General features: G+C 73.1%; 17 protein-coding genes. 5 read left to right on the forward strand and 12 right to left on the reverse strand.

The features are described from left to right. Positions 1-6: 6 nt before the first annotated feature. Entirely contained in the window at positions 7-1,125 is a 1,119-nt protein-coding gene (locus tag PT931_RS07145) for an epoxide hydrolase family protein (RefSeq protein ID WP_456244880.1), read from the reverse strand. 63 nt (positions 1,126-1,188) lie between these two features. Between PT931_RS07145 and PT931_RS07150 the strand changes: the two genes are divergently transcribed. Further along, entirely contained in the window at positions 1,189-3,915 is a 2,727-nt protein-coding gene (locus PT931_RS07150) for an ATP-binding protein (RefSeq protein ID WP_456244881.1), read from the forward strand. Between the two features lie 64 nt (positions 3,916-3,979). Here PT931_RS07150 and PT931_RS07155 read toward each other — a convergent pair whose 3' ends face one another. Further along, positions 3,980-5,158, reverse strand: a complete 1,179-nt coding sequence (locus PT931_RS07155) for a hypothetical protein (protein ID WP_456244882.1) — start codon at positions 5,156-5,158, stop codon at positions 3,980-3,982. Positions 5,159-5,449: 291 nt separating this feature from the next. Then, the gene (locus PT931_RS07160) at positions 5,450-5,860 is read right to left on the reverse strand and encodes a peptidase inhibitor family I36 protein (protein WP_456244883.1); all 411 of its coding nucleotides are present in this window, start codon (positions 5,858-5,860) and stop codon (positions 5,450-5,452) included. 120 nt (positions 5,861-5,980) lie between these two features. Here PT931_RS07160 and PT931_RS07165 point away from each other — a divergent pair, with 120 nt between their 5' ends. Then, the gene (locus PT931_RS07165; protein ID WP_456244884.1) at positions 5,981-8,818 is read left to right on the forward strand and encodes an ATP-binding protein; all 2,838 of its coding nucleotides are present in this window, start codon (positions 5,981-5,983) and stop codon (positions 8,816-8,818) included. A gap of 42 nt (positions 8,819-8,860) precedes the next feature. Beyond that, complete coding sequence (locus tag PT931_RS07170; RefSeq protein WP_456244885.1) at positions 8,861-9,199, forward strand: Imm51 family immunity protein; 339 nt, start codon at positions 8,861-8,863, stop codon at positions 9,197-9,199. Between the two features lie 66 nt (positions 9,200-9,265). On the opposite strand, the gene PT931_RS07175 is transcribed toward PT931_RS07170, so the two are convergent. The 7 genes from PT931_RS07175 to PT931_RS07205 all read right to left on the reverse strand — a co-directional run bounded on the left by PT931_RS07175 (position 9,266) and on the right by PT931_RS07205 (position 17,545). After that, positions 9,266-9,676 (reverse strand): hypothetical protein, encoded by a 411-nt coding sequence (locus tag PT931_RS07175; protein WP_456244886.1) that lies wholly within the window; start codon positions 9,674-9,676, stop codon positions 9,266-9,268. A gap of 219 nt (positions 9,677-9,895) precedes the next feature. Further along, entirely contained in the window at positions 9,896-12,409 is a 2,514-nt protein-coding gene (locus PT931_RS07180; RefSeq protein ID WP_456244887.1) for a S8 family serine peptidase, read from the reverse strand. Between the two features lie 166 nt (positions 12,410-12,575). Next, the gene (locus tag PT931_RS07185; RefSeq protein WP_456244888.1) at positions 12,576-13,475 is read right to left on the reverse strand and encodes a helix-turn-helix domain-containing protein; all 900 of its coding nucleotides are present in this window, start codon (positions 13,473-13,475) and stop codon (positions 12,576-12,578) included. Between the two features lie 88 nt (positions 13,476-13,563). Next, complete coding sequence (locus PT931_RS07190) at positions 13,564-14,907, reverse strand: oxygenase MpaB family protein (protein WP_456244889.1); 1,344 nt, start codon at positions 14,905-14,907, stop codon at positions 13,564-13,566. Continuing rightward, positions 14,897-15,757, reverse strand: coding sequence for a squalene/phytoene synthase family protein (locus PT931_RS07195; RefSeq protein ID WP_456244890.1), 861 nt, complete (start codon positions 15,755-15,757; stop codon positions 14,897-14,899). Before PT931_RS07195 ends, PT931_RS07190 begins: the two co-directional genes overlap by 11 nt. A 159-nt stretch (positions 15,758-15,916) precedes the next feature. Continuing rightward, positions 15,917-16,954, reverse strand: coding sequence for a CU044_5270 family protein (locus PT931_RS07200; RefSeq protein WP_456244891.1), 1,038 nt, complete (start codon positions 16,952-16,954; stop codon positions 15,917-15,919). Next, the gene (locus PT931_RS07205; RefSeq protein ID WP_456244892.1) at positions 16,955-17,545 is read right to left on the reverse strand and encodes an RNA polymerase sigma factor; all 591 of its coding nucleotides are present in this window, start codon (positions 17,543-17,545) and stop codon (positions 16,955-16,957) included. It lies immediately after the preceding gene. Between the two features lie 366 nt (positions 17,546-17,911). Between PT931_RS07205 and PT931_RS07210 the strand changes: the two genes are divergently transcribed. Then, positions 17,912-20,704, forward strand: coding sequence for a glycoside hydrolase family 2 protein (locus PT931_RS07210; RefSeq protein ID WP_456244893.1), 2,793 nt, complete (start codon positions 17,912-17,914; stop codon positions 20,702-20,704). A gap of 58 nt (positions 20,705-20,762) precedes the next feature. On the opposite strand, the gene PT931_RS07215 is transcribed toward PT931_RS07210, so the two are convergent. Beyond that, positions 20,763-21,371, reverse strand: coding sequence for a carbonic anhydrase family protein (locus tag PT931_RS07215; protein ID WP_456244894.1), 609 nt, complete (start codon positions 21,369-21,371; stop codon positions 20,763-20,765). Positions 21,372-21,677: 306 nt separating this feature from the next. Beyond that, the gene (locus PT931_RS07220; protein WP_456244895.1) at positions 21,678-23,579 is read right to left on the reverse strand and encodes a ricin-type beta-trefoil lectin domain protein; all 1,902 of its coding nucleotides are present in this window, start codon (positions 23,577-23,579) and stop codon (positions 21,678-21,680) included. A 143-nt stretch (positions 23,580-23,722) separates the two neighbouring features. On the opposite strand from PT931_RS07220, the gene PT931_RS07225 reads away from it, so the two are divergent. After that, entirely contained in the window at positions 23,723-24,391 is a 669-nt protein-coding gene (locus PT931_RS07225) for a TetR/AcrR family transcriptional regulator C-terminal domain-containing protein (protein WP_456244896.1), read from the forward strand. Positions 24,392-24,467: the final 76 nt, after the last annotated feature.

The raw sequence follows: 24,467 nt of genomic DNA on the forward strand, positions 1-24,467 counted from the left end.
ACAGGCTCAGCGCAGGCCGGCGAAGAAGGCCCGCACGTCCTCGGTGACGGTCTCCGGATGGGTGTGCGCCGCGTAGTGGCCGGTGATCTCCTTGTGCACGTTCCAGGACACGATCGCCGCGTGGTCGCGCTCGGCGAACCGGCGGATCGACGCGAAGTCCCCGGAGCCCGCCGCGCACAGCCCGGTCGGCACAGTGGTCGGACCGGTCGGGCCGTGACCGGCGCGGGCGTTCTCGGCGTAGAACCGGATGGCGGAGCCCGCGGTCCGGGTCAGCCAGTACATCGCGGCGTTGGCCAGCACGAACTCGTCGTCGAGGTCCTCGTCGAGCAGCTGCAGGTGCCAGCCGAGCAGCCCGGCGGGTGAGTCGGCGAGGGCGTGGGCCAGGGTCTGCGGCTGCTGGGACTGCAGGACGTTGAACGCGCCCTTGTGCTCCCAGAACCAGCCGAGCACCCCCAGGGCGGCCTGCTCCTCCTCGGTGAGGTCGGCCATCTCCGCCGGGTCGCCCGACGGGAAGGAGAAGAGCTGCGTGACGTGTACGCCGACCACGCGCTCCGGGAAGTGCCGGCCGATCTCCGGGGAGACCATCGAGCCCGCGTCGTTGCCGACCGCGCCGTAGCGGTCGTAGCCGAGCCGGGCCATCAGCTCCGCCCAGGCGCGGGCGGTGCGGTCCGTACCCCAGCCGGGCTCGGTCGTCGGGCCGGAGGGTCCGAACCCGGGCAGGGACGGGATGACCAGGTGGAACGCCTGCGCGGGGTCCGCGCCGTGCGCGCGGGGGTCGGTGAGCGGGCCGATGAGCCGCTCGAACTCCAGGACGGAGCCGGGCCAGCCGTGCGTGAGGACCAGCGGCAGCGCGTCGGGTTCGGCGGAGCGGACGTGCAGGAAGTGCACGTTCTGCCCGTCGATCTCCGTCACGTACTGCGGGTACGCGTTGAGCCGGGCCTCCACGGCCCGCCAGTCGAAGCCGTCCCGCCACCGGCCGACGAGGCGGCGGAGCCGGGCGAGCCCCACCCCGTAGTCGGCGTCGGGGATCTCGTCGGTGAAGCGGACCCGCTCCAACCGGTCGGCCAGGTCGTCGAGGTCGGCCTGGGGGATGTTCAGGGTGTACTCGGTGATCTTCTCGGTCATGCCCTGAGCCTGGTCGTAAAGAGGCCGGTCCGGCCATTGCGAGTTCTCATTACCCTGGGCGCCATGATCGAGGGCTTCGTGGGGCGGGCGGCCGAGTTGGCCGCGCTGGAGGCGGCATGGGTGCGGGCGTCGACCGGGGGCGGGGTGGTGCTGGTCGGCGGTGAGGCGGGCATCGGCAAGACCCGGCTGGTCGCCGAGTTCACCGCCCGGTTGGGCGCCGACGCGCGGGTGCTGACCGGGCTGTGCCCGGAGGCGGCGGGGCTGCCGCACGCGCCGTTCGTCACCGTCGCCCGGGACCTGGTCCGCGCGTTCGGGGCGGAGCGGGTGACCGGCGCGCTGCCCGGCGGGGCGCGGCGGCTGGCCCGGTGGCTGCCGGTGCTGGGTCCGGCCGACGAGGATCCGGGGCCCGCGGGCCGTGCCCTGCTCTACGAGGAGGTGCTGGCCCTGCTGGAGTACGCCGCCGGGTCCGCGCCGACCGTGCTGGTCCTGGAGGATCTGCACTGGGCGGACGTGTCCACCCTGGAACTCGCCTCGTTCCTCGGCCGGAACCTGCGCCGCCCCGGGCTGCTGCTCGTGGCGACGTACCGCACGGAGGAGACCGACGGGATCTCGGCCCTGCTCGGCGGGCTGTCCCGGGCGGGCGCGACCCGGCTGGAACTGGCCCGGCTCGACCAGGACGAGGTGGCGCTGCTGCTGCGCGCGCTGAGCGGCCGGGAGCCCGATCCGGCGACGGTGGCCAGGGTGCACCGGCGCAGCGAGGGCATCCCGCTGTTCGTGGAGGCCCTGGAGACCGGCGGCACGACGACCACGCCGGAATCGGCCCGCGACCTGCTCCTGGCCGGCCTGACCCGGATGGACGACCGGAGTCGGACGGTCCTGCGGGGCGCCTCCGCGCTCGGCCGGGAGGTGTCGCATCCGGTACTGGCCAGTGTGGTCGGCCTGCCCGGGCCGGACCTGGACGCGGCGTTGCGCCCCCTCGTGGACCGGCGGCTGCTGGTCGTCTCCGGGCACGGCTACGCCTTCCGGCACGCCCTGATCCGCGCCGCCGCCTACGAGACCCTGCTGCCCGGCGAGCGGGTCCGCCTGCACGCCCGGTGCGCGGAGGCCCTGGCCGTCCAGGGTGCGCCGGCGGCCGAGGTGGCCGCGCACTGGCACGCCGCCGGCGACCGGGCGCGCGCCGCCGGGGCCGCCCGCCGCGCCGCCGAGGAGGCCCGGGTGTCCCACGCCCCGGCCGAGCGGCTGCGCGCCCTGGAGCTGGTGCTCGCCGACGCGGACCCCGCCGAGCGCCTGGAGCTGCTGGAACAGGCTGTCGACGCGTGCCAGCACGCCGGGGAGTACCCGCGCGGGGTGGAGCTGGCCACGGCCGCGCTGGAGCTGCTGGACCCGGCGGAGCCGGAGCGGGTCGCCTCGATGCTGGAGATCCGGGGCCGGCTGCGGTTCCGCTCCAACGCCGACGGCGGCCCCGACCTGGCCGCCGCCGCGGAACTGCTGCCGGCCGAGGGCATGAGCGTGGTACGGGGCCGGGTGCTGTCCACCCTGGCCAGTGCCCGGTTCTTCCAGGGCGGCCCGGACGGCGAGCTGCGGATGGCCGAGGAGACGATCGCGATCGGCGAGGCGACCGGCGACCTGGTGCTGCGGGCGCGCGGGCAGCTGCTGCTGGCCACGTACCGGGCCCGGATCGTCGGCACGGACGACTGGCGGGGGCCCCTGACCGAGGCGGGCCGGCTGGCGGAGGCGTCCGGCGACCACGACCTCCTGTTGACGGTCTGCACGTACGAATCCGACTTGTCCGCCCGGGTCGGTGACCTGGCGGCGGCGGAGGCGGCGGCGAGCCGGGGGCTGACCGTGGCCCGCCGGTTCGGTCAGGACAAGGGGCGGGGCGCGGTGGTCGCGTCCTATCTGGTGGACATCCTCGTCGACCGGGGGCGGTGGATCCGGGCCCGGGCCCTGATCGCCGAGACGTTGGCGGCCGAGCCGGCGCTGCTGGTGCGGTGTGTGCTGGTCGCGGCGCGCGCACAGCTCGACGCCGCCCAGGGACTGTGGCCGCAGGCGCTGGCGGCGTTGGCGGAGGTGGAGGAGATCCAGGCGGCGTCCGGCCGGCCCGAACTGCTGGAGGAGGACTGGCTGTACCCGGCGCTGCGGCTGGCCGCCGAGCCGGACAGCGGGTTCGACCCCCGGCGGGTACTCGACGCGCTGTTCGCCGCCACCAGCCTGGATCCGTTCCGCACCTGCCTCGCGGACGCCGCCCGCGCCGTCGGCGGCACCGAACGCGCGGCGCTGCGGGCGCTCCTCGACCGGCAGGAGGTGAGCGGCCCGGTGCCGCGCGCGCAGCTCGCCGAGGCGCGCGCCGTCCTCGACGACGCCGGGCCGGGCGAGTGGCTGGCGGTGGCCGACGCCTGGCGGGCACTGGGGCAGCCGTACCCCACCGCGCGTGCCCTGGCGGACGCGGGGCGCGCGGCGGGTCGGTCCGGTGACCGGGAGGCGGCCCGCGCCGCGCTCACCGAGGCCGCCGCGATCGCCGCCGACCTGGGTGCCGCGCCCCTGGCCGGCCGGATCGCGGACCTACTCGATCCGCCGCCGGCCCCGCACGGCCTCACCGACCGCGAGCGGCAGGTCCTGGTCCTGGTCGCGCGGGGGCTCAGCAACCGGCAGGTCGGCCGTGAGCTGGGGATCTCTCAGAACACGGCCGGGGTGCACGTGTCGAGGATCCTGGCGAAGCTGGGCGCGGCGAGCCGGACCGAGGCGGCGGCGGTCGCGCACCGCGCGGGGTGGACGGTGCACGACGCCTGACCCGCGCGTTCGCCTCCGTGTCCCGTGCGGGGGCCCCGCGGGGTCGCCGGGCCGGACCGGTCGATCAGTACCGTAGTTCCGTCCAGGTACGCCCGTCGGCGGAGAGCAGGACGGTGTCGGAACCGGAGGCGCCGCCGTCGCCGCGCGCCATGCCCTGTCCGGTCATCAGGGTGCCCGCCGCACCGACCGTGAGCATCGGCGACCTCCCGTCCAGGATCTTCTTCACGCCCGCTCCGCTGACCTCGTAGACGGCGGCCGTGGCGGAGTCCGCGACGATCAGGCCGTCGACTCCGTCCTGGCGGGCCGTGGAGATCGGCGGGATGGACGAGCCCGTGCTCTTCGCGGGCAGGTCGAACGACGTCCACCCGGTGCCGTCGTGGCGCCACACCCTGCGGTTGCTGTCGTCGGGCAGGTAGATCACGCCGGCGGCCGGGTGGACCTTGCCGCGGGCCAGGCCGTCCATCGCCACCTCCCGCGGGACGGGAACGGTCTGCCAGGTGCGGCCACGGTCACGGCTGACCAGCAGCACGTGGCCGCTGGCGTCCTGGGCGCTCACGCACAGCACACCGCCCTGGTTCGCCACAGTCGCGGCGAATCCACGCACCCGGGCCTCCGGTGGATGTGCCAGCAGCACGGCGGCTCCGTCCGGACGGGTCGCCGTCAGCCTGATCTCCCCGGGGCCCGAGCCGACCGAGGCCGTCACACCCGCTCCCGGGGGAAGCTCCTCGACGGTGCCCTGCGGCGCGGTGGACTGCGGAGTCCATGTCACTCCGTCGTCGGTGGTCACCAGCCGGTCTGTGTCGCTGAGGTCGACGACCACCCCGGAAGCGGACACGACCTGGAACCGCGGCTCGCCGCTGCTGGTGGTCTCGCCCTGCGGCGAGGCACTGCGCACGACCGTCTCGGGTAGCCGGTGCCACGACCAGTGCCGGCCGCCGTCGTCGGTGCGCCCGAGGTGCGTCCCGCAGACTCCGTCGGCCCCGCATCTGGCCGCGAGGCTGTATCCCCGCTGGGGGTCGAGGAAGACCAGCCCCAGCTCCCGCGGTGTCGAGGCGCCGTGCGGCGGTCCCGGGGAACGATGCGCGGCCGGTGCCCCGCCCCGCTCCGGCCGGAGTGCCAGGGCGAGTCCGCCGGCCACGACCAGGACACCCGTCACCAGCGCGCCGGTCCAGATCAGGCGGCGGCGCCGCGCTCCGGGCACCGGCCCGCCCGGGTCCCCGTCGGTCGGAGATTCGTTCACCATGGCCGGCACCCTACTCGATCATGTCGAGCGTCCAGGTCCGTCGCCGGGCTGCTGGCCGACTCCCCGGCAGGCGCGAGACAGGTCCGGTGAACTGGCCGGCGGCCGGGACCGTGCGATCAGGTCGGTGGCCGGCGGCCGGGTGTGCGATCAGGTCCGTGGCCGGCGGCCGGACAGGGACCAGGTCCGTGGCCGCAGGCCGCCCGCCCGCTGTCCGCCCCGTGGCCACGGTCCTGATCGCGGCGGTCGACGCCCGGCCACCCGGACGTCGACCACCCCACGGAGCCGGAGCCCCTAGTAGCAGCTGTAGGACCTGAACTCGTGCGACCGCAGGTTCAGTCCGACCTGGTCCCACATCGTGTTGGCCGGGATGCAGCCGGCCAGGTTCTGGTAGTTCGCGTCGAAGTAGAACCAGGCGAAGTAGCCCGTGGTGTTGTAGATCGAACCGACGTTGTTGTTGGTGGACCACGAGCAGCGCACGCTGCCGTTGCGCCAGTCGTTGTCGGCGCTGTTCCAGGTACACCGCCGGCCGGCTCCGTCCTCCTGGTCCCAGACGCACAACGTGGCGCCGGGGCAGGACCACACCGCGGCCGGGCTGGCGGGTGTCCGCGCCTCGGCGGTGGCGGCGCTGGCCGTGCCGCTGAGCCCGCCGAGCAGCATCGCGAACATGCTGAGCGCGACGAGGATCCTCTGTGTGGTTCTCACGTGTCCCCCAATGATGGAAGGGTCGTTGACCCGTTCAATACACAGCACTGGACTTACTAACGCCTTTCAATGTCTGATGTGGAGGTAAGGTTCCGTCTTCGCAAGTCACGGGGTGTACGGATGACGGTGCTCGTGCTCGGTGACGTCTGCCTGGACATCGGTGGCCGCCGGTTGGCCGCGCCGCCGGGGGTGTCCGGGGCGGTCCTGGCGGCGCTCGCCGTGGCCGACCACCCGCTGTCCGTCGACCGGTTGTACGCCCTGGCGTGGGGCACCCGCCCGACCAGTTCCCCCGAGACGGTCGTCCAGGTCGGGGTGCACCGGTTGCGGCGCTGGCTCGCCGAGCACGCCGGGGACTCGGTGCGGGTGGTGACGGCGGCCGGCCGGTACACCCTGGAGGCTGATCTTCCGACCGACCTGGAGCGGTTCCGGACGCTGCGGGCCGCGGCCGACGGTGCCCGCCCGCTGCTGGAGGACGCCCTGGAACTGTGGCGCGGGCCGGCGCTCGGGTCGCTGGCCAGGGCCGGCCTGGCCGAGTTGGCGGCGGAACTGGACCGGGAACGCGTCGCCGCGGTCACCGGGTGCGCGGTCGCCGCGCTCGCCGACGGGGACCCGGAACGGACGTTGACCCTCGCCGTGCCGCTCGCCGCCGCGCAGCCGCTCGACGAGGGGGTCCACGCGCTGGTCATCGACGCGCTGACGGCCAGCGGCCAGCAGAGCGCGGCGCTGCTCGCCTTCGAACGGATCCGGCGGAGCCTGGCGGAGGAGCTGGGCGTCGGTCCGGGGGCGGCACTGAACGCCGCGCACCTGCGCGCGCTGCGCCCGACCGGGCCGGATCCCGCCGCCCGCCCGGCGCCCGTGGTGCAACTGCCGGCCGACACCGCGGACTTCACGGGCCGCGCGCACCAGGTCACCGCACTCCGCGCGGCCCTGACCGGGGCCCGCGACGCGCTGCCCGTCGTGGTCCTCGTCGGGCACGCGGGCGTCGGCAAGTCCACCCTGGCCGTGCACGTGGCGCAGAACCTGGGCGGTGCGTTCCCCGACGGCCGGCTGTACCTGAACCTGCGCGGCCTGTCCGCCGCCGACGCCCTGGCCCGGCTGCTCCGCGCCCTCGACGTGCACGGCTCCGCGCTCCCGGTCGAGATGGCCGACCGGGCGGCGATGTTCCGGGAGCGGTGCGCCGGCCGCCGGCTGCTGGTGGTGCTCGACGACGCGACGGAGGACAGCCAGCTGGTGCCGTTGCTGCCGGGCAGCCCGACCTGCGCGGTACTCGTCACCAGCCGGATCCGGCTGAGCGGCCTGCCCGGCGCCCGGATCGTCGGCCTGGACGTGCTCGAACCGGACGAGTCGGTCCAGCTGCTCCGCCGGATCGTCGGCCAGCACCGGGCGGACCGGCCGGCCGACGCCCGGGTGCTGGCCCAGCTGTGCGGGCATCTGCCGTTGGCCCTGCGGGTCGCGGGTGCCAAACTGGCCGGCCGGCCCGGGCGCACGCTGGGCTGGCTGACCTCCCGGCTCACCGACGAACGCCGACGCCTCGACGAACTGACGCACGGCGACCTCGCGGTCCGGGCCAGCCTGGAGCTGAGCTACCGGACCCTGGGCGGCCCCGAGCGCCGGACGTTCCGGCTGCTCGGCGCCCTGGAGGCCCGGACCGTCACCAGCTGGGTGGTGCGCGCGATGCTCGGCGTCGGCTCGCGCGAGGCCGAGGACCTGCTCGACGTGCTCGCCGGCTGCCACCTGCTCGAGAGCTGCGGCCCGGACCGGTTCCGGTTCCACGACCTGGTCCGGTTGTACGCGAAGGAACGCGCCGCCGAGGAGGAGCCCCCGGACGCGCTCGCCGCGGCGGTGACCCGGGCCGTCACGGGCTGGCTGGCCCTCGCGAGGCGGGCGGAGGCCCAGCTCAAGGCGGGACCGTGGCAGGTCCCGGACCGGCACCCGGCCGAGCTGGCGGGCGAGGTGGTCACCGATCCGCTGGCCTGGTTCGAGGCGGAGCGCGACGGGATCGTGGCGGCGGTCCAGCAGGCCGCGAGGGTGGGCGCGGCCGGGCTGGCCTGGTCGTTGGCCGCGACCGCCGCGGGCTACTTCGACCTGCACGGCGACCTCGACGAGTGGCGCCGGACCCATCTGCTCGCCCTGGAGGCGGCGGAGCTGGCGGGCGACCGGACCGGGGTGGCGTACCTGCGGCTCGGGCTGGCCCGGCTGGCGTCGCGCGATGACGACCTGGACCTGTTCGAACGGCTGTTGCGCCGGACCCGGGCCGAGTTCGCCGCCCTGGACGACCCGCACGGCCTGGCGCTGACCGACTGCGCCCTCGCCGAGCTGGCCCGGTTCACCGACGACCACGACGAGGCGTGCCGGCTGGTCGCCGGGGTGCTCGAACACCTCAGGGAGCACACCGACCCGCTGGCCCTGCTGCGGGCGCTGCTCCTCGACGGGATGCTGCACCTCGACGCCGCGGCGTACGGGGCGGCGGAGGCCCGGTTCACCGAGGGGCTGGCGATGGCCCGGTCCATCGGGTGTCTCCGGTTCACGGCACAGCACCAGCAGTTCCTGGGCGAGGTGTACGTCGCCACCGGTCGCGCCCCGGCCGGCGTCGCGGCGTGCCGGGAGGCCGAAGCGCTGTTCCGGTCCGCGGGCGACGAGCTGCGCGCCACGTACGTGCGGACCACGATCGCCGAGGCGCTGATCCGGGGCGGGGACCCCGATCAGGCGTGCGCGATGCTGGCGGAGTGCGTCGCTACCCACGGCCGGCTGGGCGACGCGTTCGGCCTGGCGCAGGCGTTGACGGTGCTCGGTGAGGCGCATCTGGCCGCCGGTCGGCAGGAGGAGGCGGTGGTCGCGCTGACCAGGGCGGGCGCGCACTGGCGGAACCTCGATCCGGCGCACACCTCGGAGGAGGCGGGGTGCGCGGAGCTGCTGGGCAGGGCCGGTGCGCGGGTCGCCGGCCGGGTGCTGGACTGAATCGTGTTTGCGCGCGTCTCCCCGCCGTGCCAGGATCCGCCGATGACTGAGCTGAAGCTGATCGAGACCGACTCCGGCAGGTACTCGCTGCTGTTGAACGCGGGCACCACCGACGTCGACCGCCTCGTCGAGGAGCTGGGCCACGAGCCGAACGGCTACTTCTGGGAAGGCGTCGCCCGGCTCCTGGTCGACGCGGAGGCACCGGGCCTCAAGGGTCGGTTCGACTACGACCCGGAGGGCGGCATGTTCTGCGCCTACGGCCCCGACCGGGAGGCCCTGGCGGAACTGTCCGCGCTGGTGGGCGCGGCGGCGAGCGACGCCGAGAAGATCCGGCAGGTGATCGCGACGGCGGCGGCCAACGGAATCGAGCTCGACGACTAGGTGAATACACTGCCGAATACCGGGGCGGCCGTTTGCGGCCGCCCCGGTATCGCTATTCAGTACCGTTTAGAAACGGGAGTAGATCTGCCATTCCTTGCCGCAGTCCTCGCCCCAGACGTTGAACGTGCATTCCGTGATCCAGACCTTCTGGGCGTTGCGGAAACCGAACTCGAAGGACTTCGGAGTCGAGTTGTGGCCGCCGCTGTTGGTCGCCCGGTGGTAGCTGATCTGGCCACCCGAGTTACGGACCTTGACCCGGATGCGGGCGCTCTTGCTGTCCCCCGCCGTGTCCCAGACCTTGCCCCGGACGTGGACGTCCCAGTTGCTGCCGCTGGTGGTCTTCCACAGGTCACCCTCGCCGCTCGCGCCGGCCACGCCCTCGGGGTTGGTGTTCCAGTAGCTGTTGATCACGTCGGCGTGCGCGATGCCGGAGGCGCCGAGGGCGAGCCCGACACCCGCCAGCGTCGCGACGAACAAGGAGACTTTCCGTCTCTTCAGGATTGCCATTGCGTTTGTCCCCCTGGTTTTCGGGCGGTCGGCCCACCTGCCGGCCGCGTGCCTCAAATCTTGTTTATCGCGGAGCGGAAGGCAATACCGCACAAGTTGGAGACACGCACTACCACCAGGGCTGTAGTGACTATTCCGATGTACCTCCCCTGTGGTGCCCGACCTTAAATACCGCGGAATGCGCGGGGGCTAGGGAAAGACGAACCAGGTGAACGTCACCTGGGCGGTGCGTCCGCTCGTGTCAGTGACGGTGACGGTGACGTTCCGGTTCTGGAAGGCCGTCGGGGTGCCACTGACGACGCCCGTGGTCTGGTTGACGCTGAGACCGGTGGGCAGGTTGGTGGCGGCGAAGCGGTAGGGGGCGCTGCCGCCGGAGGCCCGCAGGGCCAGGGTGACGGGTTTGCCCACGTTGGAGATCTGCAGGCCGGGGTTGGCCAGAGTCAGGTTGGTGGGGGTGGTCGACCCCACGGTCAGGGTGAACGTGGTCTGCGCGGTGGCCTGCCCCTTGGTCCCGGTGACGGTGATCGGGTAGGTGCCGGCCGGGGTGTTCGCGCTGGTGGCGACCGTCAGGTTGGCGCTGCCGCCCACGGAGACGGTCGTCGGGTCGAAGGTGGCCGTGGCCCCGCTCGGCAGGCCGCTCGCGGACAGGGTGATGTCACCCGTCGGCGGGGTGGTGCCGCCGATCTGCTCGTTGGCCCAGTCGCCCATCACGCCGTGCAGCCGGCCGTGGGCGTTGTAGGACGCGCAGTCGGTACGCAGCCAGGAGAAGACGCCGTAGATCTTGCCGTTGGACAGGTACGGGCCGCCGCTGTCGCCCTGGCACAGGCCCGTGCTGTTGTCGCCGTACCCGTCGCAGAACATGTACCGGGCGTCGAACTGGTTGTTGATGGTCCTGCAGTTCTGGTCGTCCGCGACGGGCAGCACGGTCTCGTTCAGTTTCGTGTTGCGGTTGGTGTCGTTCGCGTCGGTCTTGCCGTAGCCGACGGCCGTGCCCCGGGTGCCGACCGGCAGGGTGTCGCCGGATCTGGCCACCGCCGGGTAGGCCATGCCTGCGGGGGTGGGGATGTCCGACTGGGCGATGATGACCGCGACGTCCCAGCCGGTCCGCCAGCCGTCGCTCGCGTTGTAGTTGGGGTGCGTGCGGTACTCGGCGATCTCGATCCGGGTGCCCGTGTTCGTGTCGGCGAGGTCGTCGCGACCGTAGACGAGGTACTTGTCGCCCTGCGCGAACTTGCAGTGCGCGGCGATCAGGACGATCCGCTTCGCCACGACGCTGCCGGTGCAGGACTGCTCGGTCGGGCGCGCGCCGCCCGCGCGGTGCTGGGAGATGATGAACGGGTACTTGGCGACGGTGGTCGGCGTGCCGTTGATGACCCCCTGGGGCGGCCCGGCGGTGGTGGCGGTGGCGGTGATCCTCGTGGTGGCCGAGCCGCCGGCCTGGACGGTGGCCGAGGTGGGGCTGGCCGACAGCGTGTAGTCACCGGTCGGCGGCTCGGTGCCGCCCGTCGGCACGTACAGCAGCTTGTTCGGGGTGCCGGCCGGCAGGTTGTTCAGCTTGCCGGTGGACGCGTTGTCCATCACCCAGGAGTGCACCTGGGCGGGGGTGGCCGACGGGTGCCCGGTCAGGTAGGTGGCGACGGCGCCCGCGACGTGCGGGGCGGCCATGGACGTGCCGGACATGGTCGTCGTCGCGGTGTCGGAACCGTGGTGCGCCGAGAGGATGTTGCTGCCGGGCGCGTGCAGGTCCATGCAGGTGCCGTAGTTGGAGTCGCCGGCCTTGCCGTCGCTGGAGGTGGAGTTGCCGACCTGGAGCGCCTCGGTGACCTGGCCGCCGGGGCCGTGGTTGCAGGCGTTGGCGCCGTTGTTGCCGGTGATCAGGGACCACTGCACGCCCGACTGGACCGAGGACCGGATGGCGCCGGCGGCGATGTCCTTGTCGTCGGTGTACACCGACAGGTTCACCACGGCGGGCTTGACCGCGTTGGCGGTGACCCACTCGGCGGCCTTGGACACGTCGATGTCCTTGCCCATGCCGTCGCAGCCGAGGACGCGCACGGAGACCAGCTTGGCCTTCTTGGCCACGCCGTACGTCTTGCCGGCGGCGATGCCGGACACGTGGGTGCCGTGGCCGTGGCAGTCCGAGCCGTTGGTCGAGGGGACCACCAGGTCGGTACCCGCCGATGCCCTGCCTTCGAACTCGGTGTGGCTGAACCGGATCCCGGTGTCCACGACGTAGACCGTGACGCCCTGCCCGGCCGCCGCGTCGTCGTAGGTGTAGGACTTCGACAGCGGGAGGCTGGCCTGGTCGATGCGGTCCAGGCCCCAGTTGGGCGGGTTGGGCTGGGTGACCGCCCCGCCGACGCCGGCGGTGCCGGACTGCGCGACGGAGGCGACCTCGGGCCGGGCCGCGATCCGCCGGGCGGCCCGCTCCGACAGGCCCTCGACCGCGTAGCCGGTCATCGTGCGGGTGTACACCGAGTGCAGGCGGCCACCGTAGCGGGCGACGGCCGCCTCGGCGGTGGACTGGGCGGCCGCCGCGGTCAGCGCGTTCTGCTTCAGCGTGATCAGGTAGGCGCCCGGAACGGGGTTGCGGGCGGCGTGCCGCACGTCGGCCTCGGCCTCGTCGGCGTGCGCCAGGCCGGGTGACAGGGCCAGGAGCAGCGTCGCCGCTCCGGCTGCCAGGAATGCTCGGGTGGTTGACATGGGTGGTCCCATCGTGAGGGGTGGGCGGAACACCCAGACCCTACGAACGAGGATCATCAATGCGAATGGCTTGTAGAACGTAACTTGACATGGGTACGGGGCGGGAAGAGCCACAGCTCACAGGGGGGTACGAACTGTTACGCACCCCGGCGGTAACAGTCGGCGGTCACGCCTGCCAGCCGACGCCGAGGAGGCCGGGCCGGACGTCCTCGGCCACGACCAGCGCGGTGCGGTCCGGCCCCAGCCACACGTCGTGGAGATCGCGGTAGGAATCGCCCTGGTGGCGCTGGCGGAACCGGTACACCCGCGACGGCAGGTCCCCGACGAAGCCCACCTGGCACGTCCACAGCCGGCACGGTCGGGTGAAGCTGCGGTGGTAGCAGTCGGAGACGTCGGTGTCCGCCGCGAAGACCAGTTCGTAGTCGAGCACGGCGCACTCCCCGGCGGCGAGCGGCCGGTCGAAGAGCAGTTCGGCGACCGTGACCTGGCCCTCGGTGCGGACCCGACCGGGACGGCAGTGCGCGAGCCCGCCCCACCGCGGGGGTTCGCCGTGCCGGTCGGCCTGGTAGAACACGACCGTGCGGCCCACCCCGTCCACGAGTGCCCGCACCACCAGCCGGACCCGCAGCAACCGTACCCCGGAGACGCCCTCCACGACGAAGAGGTCGTTCACCGCCAGGAACTCCAGCTGGCCGTCCGGCGGCGCGTTGACCTCCGCCAACGCGGCGGGCCGGGCCGGCCACAGCCGGCGGCGCGGCACCGACCCGGCCGGCCAGTGCACGGACCGGGCCGGCGCCCCCCTCGGGCGCAGCAACGCGTGCAGGGAGCCGGCGGGCACCTCCAGGATCTCCTCCACGGCGGACAGCGCCTCCAGCGAGCCGGCGCGCTCGGGCTGGGAACGCCCCGAACGCCAGTAGGACAGCGTCGCGCGGGACAGCGTCAGGCCACGTTCGGCCAACCGGGCGGCCAGGGTCTCCAGGGACAGTCCCCGGGCGTCGAGCGCCACCGCCAGCGCCACGGGGAAGGGTCCGATCCGCAACGCCTGCGCCACATCAGGCTCCACCATCCCCTGAGCCTGGCCCTCTCCGACCAGGCTGTAAAGCCCTGCTCCCCCACTTCGGGTGGCCGCCGCCACGTACGGCGTCGCGTCCTCCTCAGGTAGCGGCCAGCACGCTCGACACCAGGGTCGACCCGCGCCGTCCCAGCACGAACGCCCGGATGGCCGCGCGGAACTCGCCCTCGGCGATCAGTCCGTTCCCGTCGGCGTCCAGCTCCCCCAGGGTCGCCAGGACCCGGTCGCGGTCGGCCCGGCCGCCGAACAGGGTCACGTACTCCTCCGCCGACAGCCGGCCGTCCTTGTCGATGTCCGCGGCGCGGAACATCGCCCGGATCACCCGGTCGAGCTCGTCTCCGTCCGCGGGCGTCGCGGCGAGCGCGCCGACCACGGTCAGCCACTCGGCGAGTTCGATCCGGCCGTCGCCGGTCACGTCGGCCGTCGCGGCCAGCTGGCGCCACCACCCCTCGAAAGCGGCGTAGAGCTCGGCTTCGGTGTCCGGGTCGACGTCGAACTGGGCGGAGATCTGGCGGGCCATCGCCGCGAGGTCCGGCCAGGTGACGAAGCCGTTGCCGGTCTGGTCGAGGACCTCGGTGAAGAAGGCGGACGCCCGGGCGGCGGCTGAGGGCCCCGTGAGCCGGGCCGCGGCGTAGGACTGGTAGGTCCAGCGGACCGGCAGGGCCTTCGTGGCCAGGGCCGTCGCCCGGAACAGCAGGCCCGTGACGAGTTCGGCGTACCAGGCCACGTCCAGGCCGAAGCGGCTGCGGAACTCCGCGGGGAGCAGCGCCCTGAGGATCATGTTGGCCGGACCGGTCGCGACGGAACGGACGGTGTTCCAGACCGGCTGCCAGGCCGCGAGCGGCTCGGGCCGGGGCATGTTCGCGATGAACTCCTCGACCAGCGTCCGCGCGGCGGTGGTGTACTCGAGGTGCTCGGAGACCATCTCGGCGAAGTACGCCCGGAAGTCGGCGACCGTGGGCGGCAGGTGCTCGTCGCCGACGCCGAACATCCGGGCCAGCTCCAGCATCTCCGCGTAGAGCTGCTCCTGCTCCGGGTCGGGCATCGGCTCGCCGGACAGGTCGCACATCGTCACGACGGCGTCGAACATCGTCAGGATGACCCAGGCCTGGGACCCCTGGTCGAGTGCGGAGTACGGCCGGCCCCGGTCGTCGACGCCGGAGATCCGGGCGTGCATCCGTTCCAGCCGGGTCACCTCGCGCTCCTGGTCCGCCGCGTCGCCGTACACCAGGCGGAGCAGGCTGGACGTGGTGTTGTTGAACCGGCGCCACAGGTGCGGCCGGAACGTCGAGTAGTCGGTGACCCCCGCGCCGATCTGCGGGTGGGCGCTCTGGAGCAGGGTCGTCCGGATCAACACGGGGAGGAACCGCCACTGGCCGAAATACCGCCGCGCCACCGCACACTCCCACGCCTGCTCACCAGTCACCGCGCGACTTCCTTCCCTGGAGGATGATCCGGATTGCCGGAATGACCGGCGGCAGTACCTTGCGCCGGAGGATCCGCAGCCCCGCCCGCTCCAGGCCGGCCAGGCGGGCCTCGTGCCCACCGACGAGCACCTGGACGAGCGGGCGCAGCTCGGCCGGCGCGAGCGGGATGAGCCGGCGGGCCGCGCGGAGCCCCTGGCGGGCCCGGTCGGCCCAGTCCGCGAGCAACGGGCGCAGACTCCGGGGGGTACGACCGGCGAAGAGGTCCTCGGGGCGTACGCCCACGCCGCGCAGCTCGTCGGCCGGCAGGAACAGGCGTCGGGCGCGCAGGTCGTCGGCCAGGTCGTCGAGGATGTCGATCCGCTGGCAGGACTCGGCGAGGTGCCGCAGCGCCGCGGTGAACTCCGGGCCGCGAGCCAGTGGATGCACGGCCATGATCAGGCGGAGGGCGGGCATCGTGACCCGGTCCACGTAGGACTGGTAGTCGCGCTCGGAGGCGATACTGGCGAAGGTGAGATCGGCCCGCAGGCCGTCGAGGCACGCGAGGATCAGGGGGCCGGGCAGGTCGCGGACCCGGGCGGTGTTGAGGAACGCGGCCAGCGCGCGGGGCCGGGCGGGACTGGCGCCGGCCAGCGCCGCACGGATCCGCCGGTCCCAGTCGGCGAACCGCGCGGCACGTCCGCCGACCGGTCCGGTGTCCACGATGTCATCGGTCGCGCAGACGAACCACGCGATGGCCAGGGCGTGGTCCTGGATCGGGCGAGGGAGCAGCAGGCGGACCGCCAGATATCCCGCGGGTTCGCGGACCGCCATCCTTCGAACGACGGCGGAGTACGCGCACGATAAGGACACTAAGGAAGTGTAAGGCATAAAACGGTCACACGGTGCCTGGTGCCCGGTGGGATTCCGGTTCCCGGGTCCCGCGCAACGGCCGGCACCCGCCCCGCCGGCCTCGGGACAGGTCCGGCGGGGCGGGTCACGCACGCGAACCGGCGTGGTGGTCCGCGGTGGTCAGGACGTGGCGCCCGCCGCGTCCACGAACCTGGCCGCCGTGCGGAACCTCAGCGACTGGATCTCACCGTTGGGGATCAGCGTCTTCTGTCCCGCCACGTCCCGGGTGTGGTCGGCGACCGCGACGTCGCGGAACCCGAGCACGGCGTGCGTCTGCGGATCGAGCAGGACGTCCTGCCGCAGCCAGCCCTCCGTGACGGCGCCCACCGACAGCATCGGCCGGCCGTCGATCGTCTCCGGGGCGGGCGCCTGGACCAGCCCCGGGATCATGCCCATGGCCTGCAACAGGGCGGCCGTGACGTCCGGGGGCAGCAGGGTGTTGCTGAGAATTCCCGCGATCGCGTGGAACGTCGCGGCGTTCAGCTCCGCCTCGGGGAGCTTGTCCAGCGGCGACGGCGTCGTGACGCTGGGGTGCAGGCCCGGCTTCTCGATCAGCTCGTGCAGCCGGGCGATCAGCGCGGCCGGGTCGGTGGGCAGCGCGGCCAGTGTAGGGTAGTCGACCGGGATCTGTGGCGTGCTGCCGGTCGTCGGGCTGATCCGGAGCTGGCCGTTCTGGTCGGGCCAGGCCTCCTGGGTGCCGTCGGCCTTCCGCCAGAACCGGATGGTCGAGGACGTCTGCTGCCCCTTGGAGCGGGCCATGCCGCCCGGGTTCTGCGACGTCAGCTCGACGTACATCCACTGGTCGGGCCGGGGCGCGGTGAAGGGTTGGCCGGAGGCGTACGCGGCGGCCAGTTCGAGTGCCGGCCTCGTCGGGGCGCCGGTGGCCGCCGGCCGGTCCCGCGCGCCCGGGGCGGGTGCGGGCCGCTCGGCGTCGGTGCCGCCGACCAGGAACAGCGCGCCGAGCACGGCGGCGGTCGCGGCGGTGGCGATCCCGGTCCGCCAGGCCCACGCGGTCCGCTTCCGGGGCCGGGCGGACACGAGCGGGGCCTCCGCCGGCCGGGCGATCCGGGTCAGCAGGGCGGCCCGGGCGCGGTCGCGGGCCTCGGCCGACGGGGGCGTGGTGTCCCAGTTCTCCCGCAGGGTGGTGATCTCGTCCATTCAGAAGTCCTCTTCCATCGCGGTGGGGTCGGCGCCACCGAGGGCGTCGCGGAGTCGGGTACGGGCCCGGTGCAGCCGGGAGCGGACGGTGCCGGCGGGGATGCCCAGCGCGCGGGCGGTCTCCTCGCCGCTCAGTTCCGCCCAGGCGACCAGCAGCAGCACCTCGAGGTCCGAGGGGGCGAGGCCGGCCAGCGCCTCGGCGAGCCGGGCCCGGACGGCCTGGGCGTCGAGCCGGCCGTCCAGGTCGGCGGGCGTCTCCGCCTCGGCGCCGGCGGACCGGGCCAGCGCCCGGTAGCGGCGGGCCTCCGCCCGCTGGTGGCCGGAGATCAGGTTCGACGCGATCCCGAACAGCCAGGGCCGGGCGCTGCGCTGGCTGACGTCGTAGCGTTCCCACTGGTCGAAGGCGCGCAGGAACGTCTCGGCGGCCACGTCGTCGGCCAGGTCCGGGCCGAGCCGGCGGCTCGCGTACCCGTGGATGGCGGGGTAGTGCCGGTCGAAGACGACCGCGAAACCTTCGGGGTCCTCGCGCATGCGGCGGATGACGTCGGCGTCGGTCACGTCGACGGCGACCGGGGTGCTCACCACATCCATGGACTCTCCTTCCGTGATCGGGGGTTCGCCTTACTTCGCCGCTCGACCGGAGAGTGTTCGCGACACCCCATGATCATCCTTCGGACTGACCGAGCCTGTGGGCCCGCCCGGTGGACGCCGGGCGCGCGGTCGGGCCCTCCACCGGCGGGTCCACCCCGGTCGGAGCACGGGCCCCGCGGACCGTCCGGTCGTGCGCACGAATTCCGCCACCGGTGCGTGAACGGCACCCTGACCGCTCAGCAAACGCGCATGTTCGAAGCAAATTACGGACAGTTTCAAGCATGTATTTACAGCGACGGATAGTCGTGGCAGCCTCATGGGCAACCTCATCTATTCACATACTTGGACAGAGTCTGGAGACTCGACATGCGTCTGAGATCCTGTGTGGCCTCCGTGGCCCTGGCAACGATGGTGGCGCTCCTGCCCCCGACCCTCGCGCGGGCCGCCGAGTCCGTCACCTTTCTCAGCCCCACCGGCTCCACTCTGGCCGGCACGGTGGACGTCGCTGTGACCGCCCCGGCCGCCACCACGGCGGTGCGGTTCTCCCTGGACGGGATCGCGTTCGCCGAGGTCACCCGGCAGTACGCCACCGCGACCGGTGCCGCGCCCCGGTGGAGCACCGCGACCGACGCGTCCTGGTTCCCGCCCGGCGCGCACACCCTGAAGGCAGAGGCCGTGACACCCGCCGGCGTCGTCAAAGGCACGACGTCGGTGACCACGACCCGGCCCGCCGACCCGGCCGGGGTCACCACCCTCAACGGGGCCTGGCCGTTCGCCACCGACGACGAGCTGCCCGCGGGCGCCCTGGACGGCACCGCCCCGCCCGGGGCGCAGCCCGGCTTCTCCGAGGCGGCCATGACCACGGTGCTGGTGCCCGACTCCTTCGGCGCGGTCCGTGACCGGTGGAACCGCGACACCGGCCACCGGGTGCTGTACCGCAAGGGGATCGACCTGGGCACCCTCGGTACCCCCCGTGTGCATCTGGTCTTCGAGTCCTGCTTCTTCTCCTGCCGCTACTTCCTCAACGGCACCGAGGTCGGCACCTCCACCGGCGGCTACCTTCCGCAGCGCTTCGACGTGACGGCGGCGGCACGGTCGGGGGCCAACACCGTGGCCGTGATCGTGGACAACCGCAAGGCGACGATCAACCCGTACACCACCTCGCACCTGTACTGGCAGTGGGGCGGCCTCGTGCAGGGCGTGCGCCTGGAGCGGATGAACGCCGTCGCGGTCACCAACATCACCGCCGAGGGCGACGCCGCCGGCACACTCACCCTGCGCGCGCAGGGCACGAACACGACCACCCAGGTCCTGGGGATCCCGGCCACGCTCCGGGTCGTCGCGCCCGGAGGCGGTGCCCCGCTCGTCGACAGGACGATCTGGTTCAACATCCCCGTCGGGGGCGGACAGGCGGCGCCCGTGACCGTGACCGTCACGGCCCCGGCCCTGTGGAGTCCCGCGAACCCGGCCCGGTACACCGTCTCCGTGACGCCCGGCCAGGGCTACGGCCAGGCCGTCACGCTGCGGCCCGGCTTCCGCGACGTCGCCGTCTCCGGCGGCGATGTCACCCTCAACGGCCAGGTGGTATCGAACCTGCCCGGGTTCAACCGGCACGCCGACTTCCCCGGCCTGGGCCGCACCCTGCCCGACGGCCTGGCCGTGCGCGAACTCGACCAGCTGCACGCCAGGGGCTACCGGATCTTCCGCCCCGGGCACTACCCGACCACCCCGGCGATGCTGGACGAGGCCGACCGGCTCGGCATGCTCGTCATCGGGGAGGTGTCGATCCAGCAGATGAGCGGCACCGCCCTGGCCGGCGCCGCCCTGCAGACCTTCGCCAAGGACCAGCTCCGCCGGATGATCGACCGCGACCGCGGACACCCGGGCGTCATCATCTGGTCCGTCGGCAACGAGAACGCCACCAACACCACCGACGGCGCCAACTACGTCAGCACCCTCATCGGCTACGGCAGGGGCCTGGACCCCACCCGGCTGTACACCGAGGTCAGTGCCTGGCACACCGCGGACAGGTCCTACGCCCACCAGGACGTGGTGCTCGCCAACATCTACTACGGCTGGTACTCCAACACGTTCGCCGACCTGCCCGGCCTCCTCGACGCGATCCAGTCCACGGCCGGCGGCAAACCCGTCATGGTCAGCGAGTTCGGAGCCGAGGCCGTCGCCGGCCGACCCGGGTTCGGCAAGGGCACCGAGTACTACCAGGGCCTGATGGTCGACGAGTACAACCGGCTCCTCGGCCGGCGGCCGCACACCCTGGGACTGATGTACTGGACCTCCACCGAGTTCCTGTGCTCTCCCACCTGGAACGGCGGCAACCCCGACCCCGTACCGCCGTTCCACACCAAGGCGCTGAAGACGTGGTTCGGGGACCCGAAACTGGGCTGGAAGGTCATGTTCTCCCCGGTCCGGATCCGCGACCTGGCCGCGTTCCCCGCACCACTGACCGGTTCCGCGACGGTCACCGTACCCGTCACGGTCGACGACGTGAGCGGGCGCGGGGCCAGCGGCACCGTGGTCGTCACCCCGCCGGCCGGGTTCACCGCCGGACCGGACACGCCGTTCACCGTCACCCCCGGCGGCTCCACCACCGTGAACATGACCGTCACCGGCCGGTTCGGCGGCGACGTCGCACCCGGCCTCGTCCGAGCCGTGATCAACGCCGACACCGAGGCACAGCCCCGCCAACTCGTCCCCGCTCCGAGTGGTGGGACCGTCGCCCTCGACGCCGGCACCGACACCAGCCCGGTCAGCACCGGATACACACGGCTCGGCCCGGCCACGGCCTACACCGGCACCCTCGGGTACGGCTGGACCGGCGCGGCCCCGCAGTCCCGCGACCGGGGCACCCCCGACGACCTGCGGCGCGACTTCGCCACCGACACCGCCGCCCGGACACTGCGGGTGACCCTGCCCGCAGGCAGCCACACCGTGTACCTCCTGGTCGGCGACAACCAGTACGCCGCCGACCGGATGACCGTCACCTCCGGCGGCGTCACGCTGGTGGACACCGGGACCGCACTGCCGACCGGCACATTCCGGTGGTACACGGCGACCCTGGCCGGCGGCACCCACGACCTCACGCTGACCGCCACCACGCCCGGCACCTACTGGAAGCTCGGCGCCCTCGTCGCCTCGTAGCCGCCCCGGGCAGCACCCCGCGCGCCGGGGTGCTGCCCGGGGCGGCCCCTGGGACGCGTCAGACCGGTCGCGGGGCGCAGCGGTCCGCGAGGACGAACCGGCGGTTGAGCGGGTACGGGTCGCGGGCCTCGTCGGCGGCACCGAGGATGAACCGCCTGAGCTGGGGGTCCGTCACGGCCACCGGGTCGCGCATGACGATCCAGCTGACCCGCTCGCCGTAGTCCGGGGTGGTGAGCGAGCCCTCGTACCGGTAGAACGCGCGGTCCGGCGGCAGCAGGGCGCCCAGGTCGAACGACGTCGGCGGGGTCGGCTCCGCGTGGTCGTGGTCGCCCCCGGCCAGGTTCAGCAGAACGCTGACGGCGCACCGCCGCACGCCGTCCTCCGCGCGGACGTGCACCGCGTGCAGTTCCGCGTCGAAACTTGCGCCGTCGACCCAGTGTTCGCTCGGCCGGTGGAAATGCACCTCGGCGAGTTGGTACTCCGCCGCGTCGAGGAGCACCGTCTGTCCGCCCTCGTGGGGCTTGAACCGGTAGCCGCTCGACTTCTTCTTGACCGTGAACTCCTGGTCTCCGGATCTCCAGTCGACGGTCACCCTTTCGCCCGCCGGGGAGACTCCGATCGCGTCCCGCGGAACGAGAATGACCGGCGACTGCTGCTGTCCTGTCAAGGCGACTCCCTCCGGTGTCCGCCGCCATGCGAAAACCTTCATCACATGGGTACCCGTGCGGACAGGTTCTTCGATCTCGACCGTCGATCGCGTTCCCTGTCGGCGGCCGGCCCCGTGGACAGTGGACCGCGCACCTGGACGATTCCAGCACATTGCGGACACGCGCGTCCGGCGGTTGCCGGTGAAAGCCCGACCACTCCCCTGACGCCTGGCCTCCGAGCCTCAGGTCACGGGGCGGGCGCCGCCGGGACCCGGGGCGCCCCGGACCGTGGGCGCCCCGGGTTCCCTGGGCGCCCACCATGGCCACTAGCTCGGGAGCCACCACTGCTGGTTGGACGCCCCGTTGCAGTCCCACAGGCCCACCGGGGAACCGTTACCGGTGCCGTAGCCGATGTTGTCCATGCACCTGCCGGAGTTCGCGTTGTACAGCACCCCGCCGGGCCGGGTCTGCCACACCTGGTTCACCCCGGCGTGGCAGTCCCAGATCTGGAAGGGCGCGCTGTTGCCGGTGCCGTAGTCGACGATGTCCAGGCACTTGCCGCCGTACACCCGCAGCGTGCCGTCGGAGGCCACGGTCCAGCGCTGCGCGGCGGTGCCGTTGCAGGTGTAGAGCTGGACCCGGGTGCCGTTGGCGTCGATGCCGCCGGACACGTCGAGGCACAGGCTGGAGTACACGCTGGAGATCTCCCCGCTGCTCTGGGGCGGGGTGCCGCCGCCGACGGTGACGGTCCGGCAGCCCAGGGCGGTCGCCGGCTGCTCGTTGGGGGCGCCGTTCGGCCGGTGGTTGTGGGCCCAGGCGCAGACGGTGTGCGGGCCGTTGGCCAGCGAGTAGAAGGTGGAGAAGCCGTGGTTGGGGCCGTAGCTGGAGCCGAGGAGCACGCCGATGTCCGGCCGGTTCTGGTTCGCGAGCAACCGGGGCCGGGCGGCGCCGTCCACGGAGAGGTCGATGTGGGTCGGGGTGGTGCGCGGGGCGAGGTCCTCGTCGGCGGCCCAGCCCTCGACCCGCAGCCCGCCGTTCTGCGCGGTGACGGCATCGAGGTTGCCGATCGGGGCGTGGTCGGTGCCGACCGGGGGGACGTAGTTGTCGACGGTGAGGGTGAGCCCGTACGCGGCGAGGATCTCGTTCACCGGCTGGTAGAAGCTGTAGCCGCCGCCCTGGCCGCAGTCCCCGTTGCCGCCGGAGTTGACGCCCTGCGCCTGGAAGCCGGAGATCAGGGCGCCGCCGGAGTCGCCCTTCGCCGAGCACACGTTCGCGCTGATCATGCCGTAGACCGTCTCACCGGTGGAGTACGTGACCGTCGTGTTCCAGGCCGTGATCGTGCCGCAGCGCAGCCCGGACGTCGCGCCCGACCGGCACACCGCGGCGCCGACCGGGGCCTCCGTCGAGCCGCGCACGATCATGTTCCCGCCCGCGTGGTTGCTGACCAACGGCCGGGGGGTGTGGCCCGGCGTGGCCACCCACGCGTAGTCGTCGCCCGGGAACCGCGAGCCCTGGAAGGTGCCGGACGGCGAGCTGGTGGGCGTCCCGGGGGATCCGCAGTGCCCGGCGGTGACGAACCCGCCGTTGTCGACGGCGAACCCGGAGGAGCAGAACTCGCGCGGCAGGTCGTACCGGCTGCCCCCGATGATGTCGGACGTCGGGGTCGGGGAGTCGGTGGTGCCGACCACGGACACGGCGGCGGCGGGGATCCCGCTGGCCAGTGCCACGGCCTGGATGTCCGCGACGAGCTTGGGCCGGGCGCGCACCGCGACCCGGTTGGCGGCGACGTCCACGAAGGTGACGACGACGGGCAGCCCGGCGGAGCCCAGCTCCTTGTCCAGGGTCTCCTGGATGCCGCGCAGGTCGGCGGCGCTGTAGGGCACGACAGTGGGCTCGGCGCCCGCGTCGCGGACCAGCTCGGCGGCCTCCTTGGTGGTGACCGCGACGTGCGTGACGGTGGCGTCCGCCGACAGCCAGGTGCCGGCGTAGGCCCCGCCGAGGCTGGCGCGGAGCCGCTTGTCGGTCTGGCCGGCGTTCTCCTCGTTGACGATCCGGGCCTCGGCCTGGGCGGCGGTGAGCCCGAGGTCGCGCTGCATCGCGGAGATCACGACCGACGGGGCCGCGCCGGGCGTCGCGGAGGCGGGCGCTCCGGGGCCCGCGACGGCGACCGGGGACGCGGTGAGGAGTCCCACCGCCGCCCAGGCCACCCGGGTGAATGACTTTCGCACTATGTACCTGCCTTTGCGTCTGTGATTCGACGTTCGCGCAGCAGCCGGCTTACGCTGTAAGCCGGCTGGCTTACAGCGTAAGCTAGTGAGGGTCTGGGATGATGTCAAGCTCCGCAGTCGAAGATCGAGAGGACCGAGCCGAGGTGAGTTCGCAGACCCCCACGGACGCGGCCGCACGCGAGCCGTTGAGCGTCGAACGGGTGCTCCGCGCCGCCCTGGCCCTCGCCGACGCCGGAGGCACCCACGGGCTGACGATGCGCAGACTCGGCCAGGAACTCGGCGTCGAGGCGATGTCGCTGTACAAACACGTCGCGAACAAGGACGCGATCCTCGACGGGATCGTCGACATGGTCGTCGCCGAGATCGCCCTCCCGGCCCCGGACGAGGACTGGCGGGCGGCCATGCGCCGACGCGGGATCTCCGCGCACCAGGTGCTGCTCCGGCACCCGTGGGCCTGCGGGCTGCTCATGTCCCGCCCCACCGTCGGGCCCGCCATGCTGAACTACGTGGACTCCACCCTCGCCAGCCTGCGCCGGGCGGGCTTCACCGTCGCGCAGGCCGACCACGCCGCCAACGCCATGGACAGCCACATCTACGGATTCACCCTCCAGAAACTCAACTCCCCCTTCCAGCCGGACCAGTACGCGGAAGCCGCAGCGGCCTACCTGCCCCAACTCCCGCCCGGCGCCTATCCCCACATCGTCGAGATGGCCACCCAGGTCCTGGCCGGGGAGTACGACGGGATCGTGGACTTCACCTTCGGCCTCGACCTGACCCTCAACGGCCTCGAACGGCTCCTGCACACCCCCTAGCGGATACACCTCAAACACGTGATGTCCCCCGCTCGGAACCCGGCGAGACTCCTTGCAACATCCACGTTGGACGAGG

Source organism: Longispora urticae (assembly GCF_053902585.1).

Excerpts from the sequence above, each read along its gene's own strand:
- PT931_RS07150 (WP_456244881.1), top strand. The coding sequence starts at position 1,189 with ATGATCGAGGGCTTCGTGGGGCGGGCGGCCGAGTTGGCCGCGCTGGAG.
- PT931_RS07145 (WP_456244880.1), bottom strand. The coding sequence starts at position 1,125 with ATGACCGAGAAGATCACCGAGTACACCCTGAACATCCCCCAGGCCGAC.
- PT931_RS07180 (WP_456244887.1), bottom strand. The coding sequence starts at position 12,409 with ATGTCAACCACCCGAGCATTCCTGGCAGCCGGAGCGGCGACGCTGCTC.
- PT931_RS07155 (WP_456244882.1), bottom strand. The coding sequence starts at position 5,158 with ATGGTGAACGAATCTCCGACCGACGGGGACCCGGGCGGGCCGGTGCCC.
- PT931_RS07200 (WP_456244891.1), bottom strand. The coding sequence starts at position 16,954 with ATGGACGAGATCACCACCCTGCGGGAGAACTGGGACACCACGCCCCCG.
- PT931_RS07165 (WP_456244884.1), top strand. The coding sequence starts at position 5,981 with ATGACGGTGCTCGTGCTCGGTGACGTCTGCCTGGACATCGGTGGCCGC.
- PT931_RS07185 (WP_456244888.1), bottom strand. The coding sequence starts at position 13,475 with ATGGTGGAGCCTGATGTGGCGCAGGCGTTGCGGATCGGACCCTTCCCC.
- PT931_RS07205 (WP_456244892.1), bottom strand. The coding sequence starts at position 17,545 with ATGGATGTGGTGAGCACCCCGGTCGCCGTCGACGTGACCGACGCCGAC.
- PT931_RS07170 (WP_456244885.1), top strand. The coding sequence starts at position 8,861 with ATGACTGAGCTGAAGCTGATCGAGACCGACTCCGGCAGGTACTCGCTG.
- PT931_RS07210 (WP_456244893.1), top strand. The coding sequence starts at position 17,912 with ATGCGTCTGAGATCCTGTGTGGCCTCCGTGGCCCTGGCAACGATGGTG.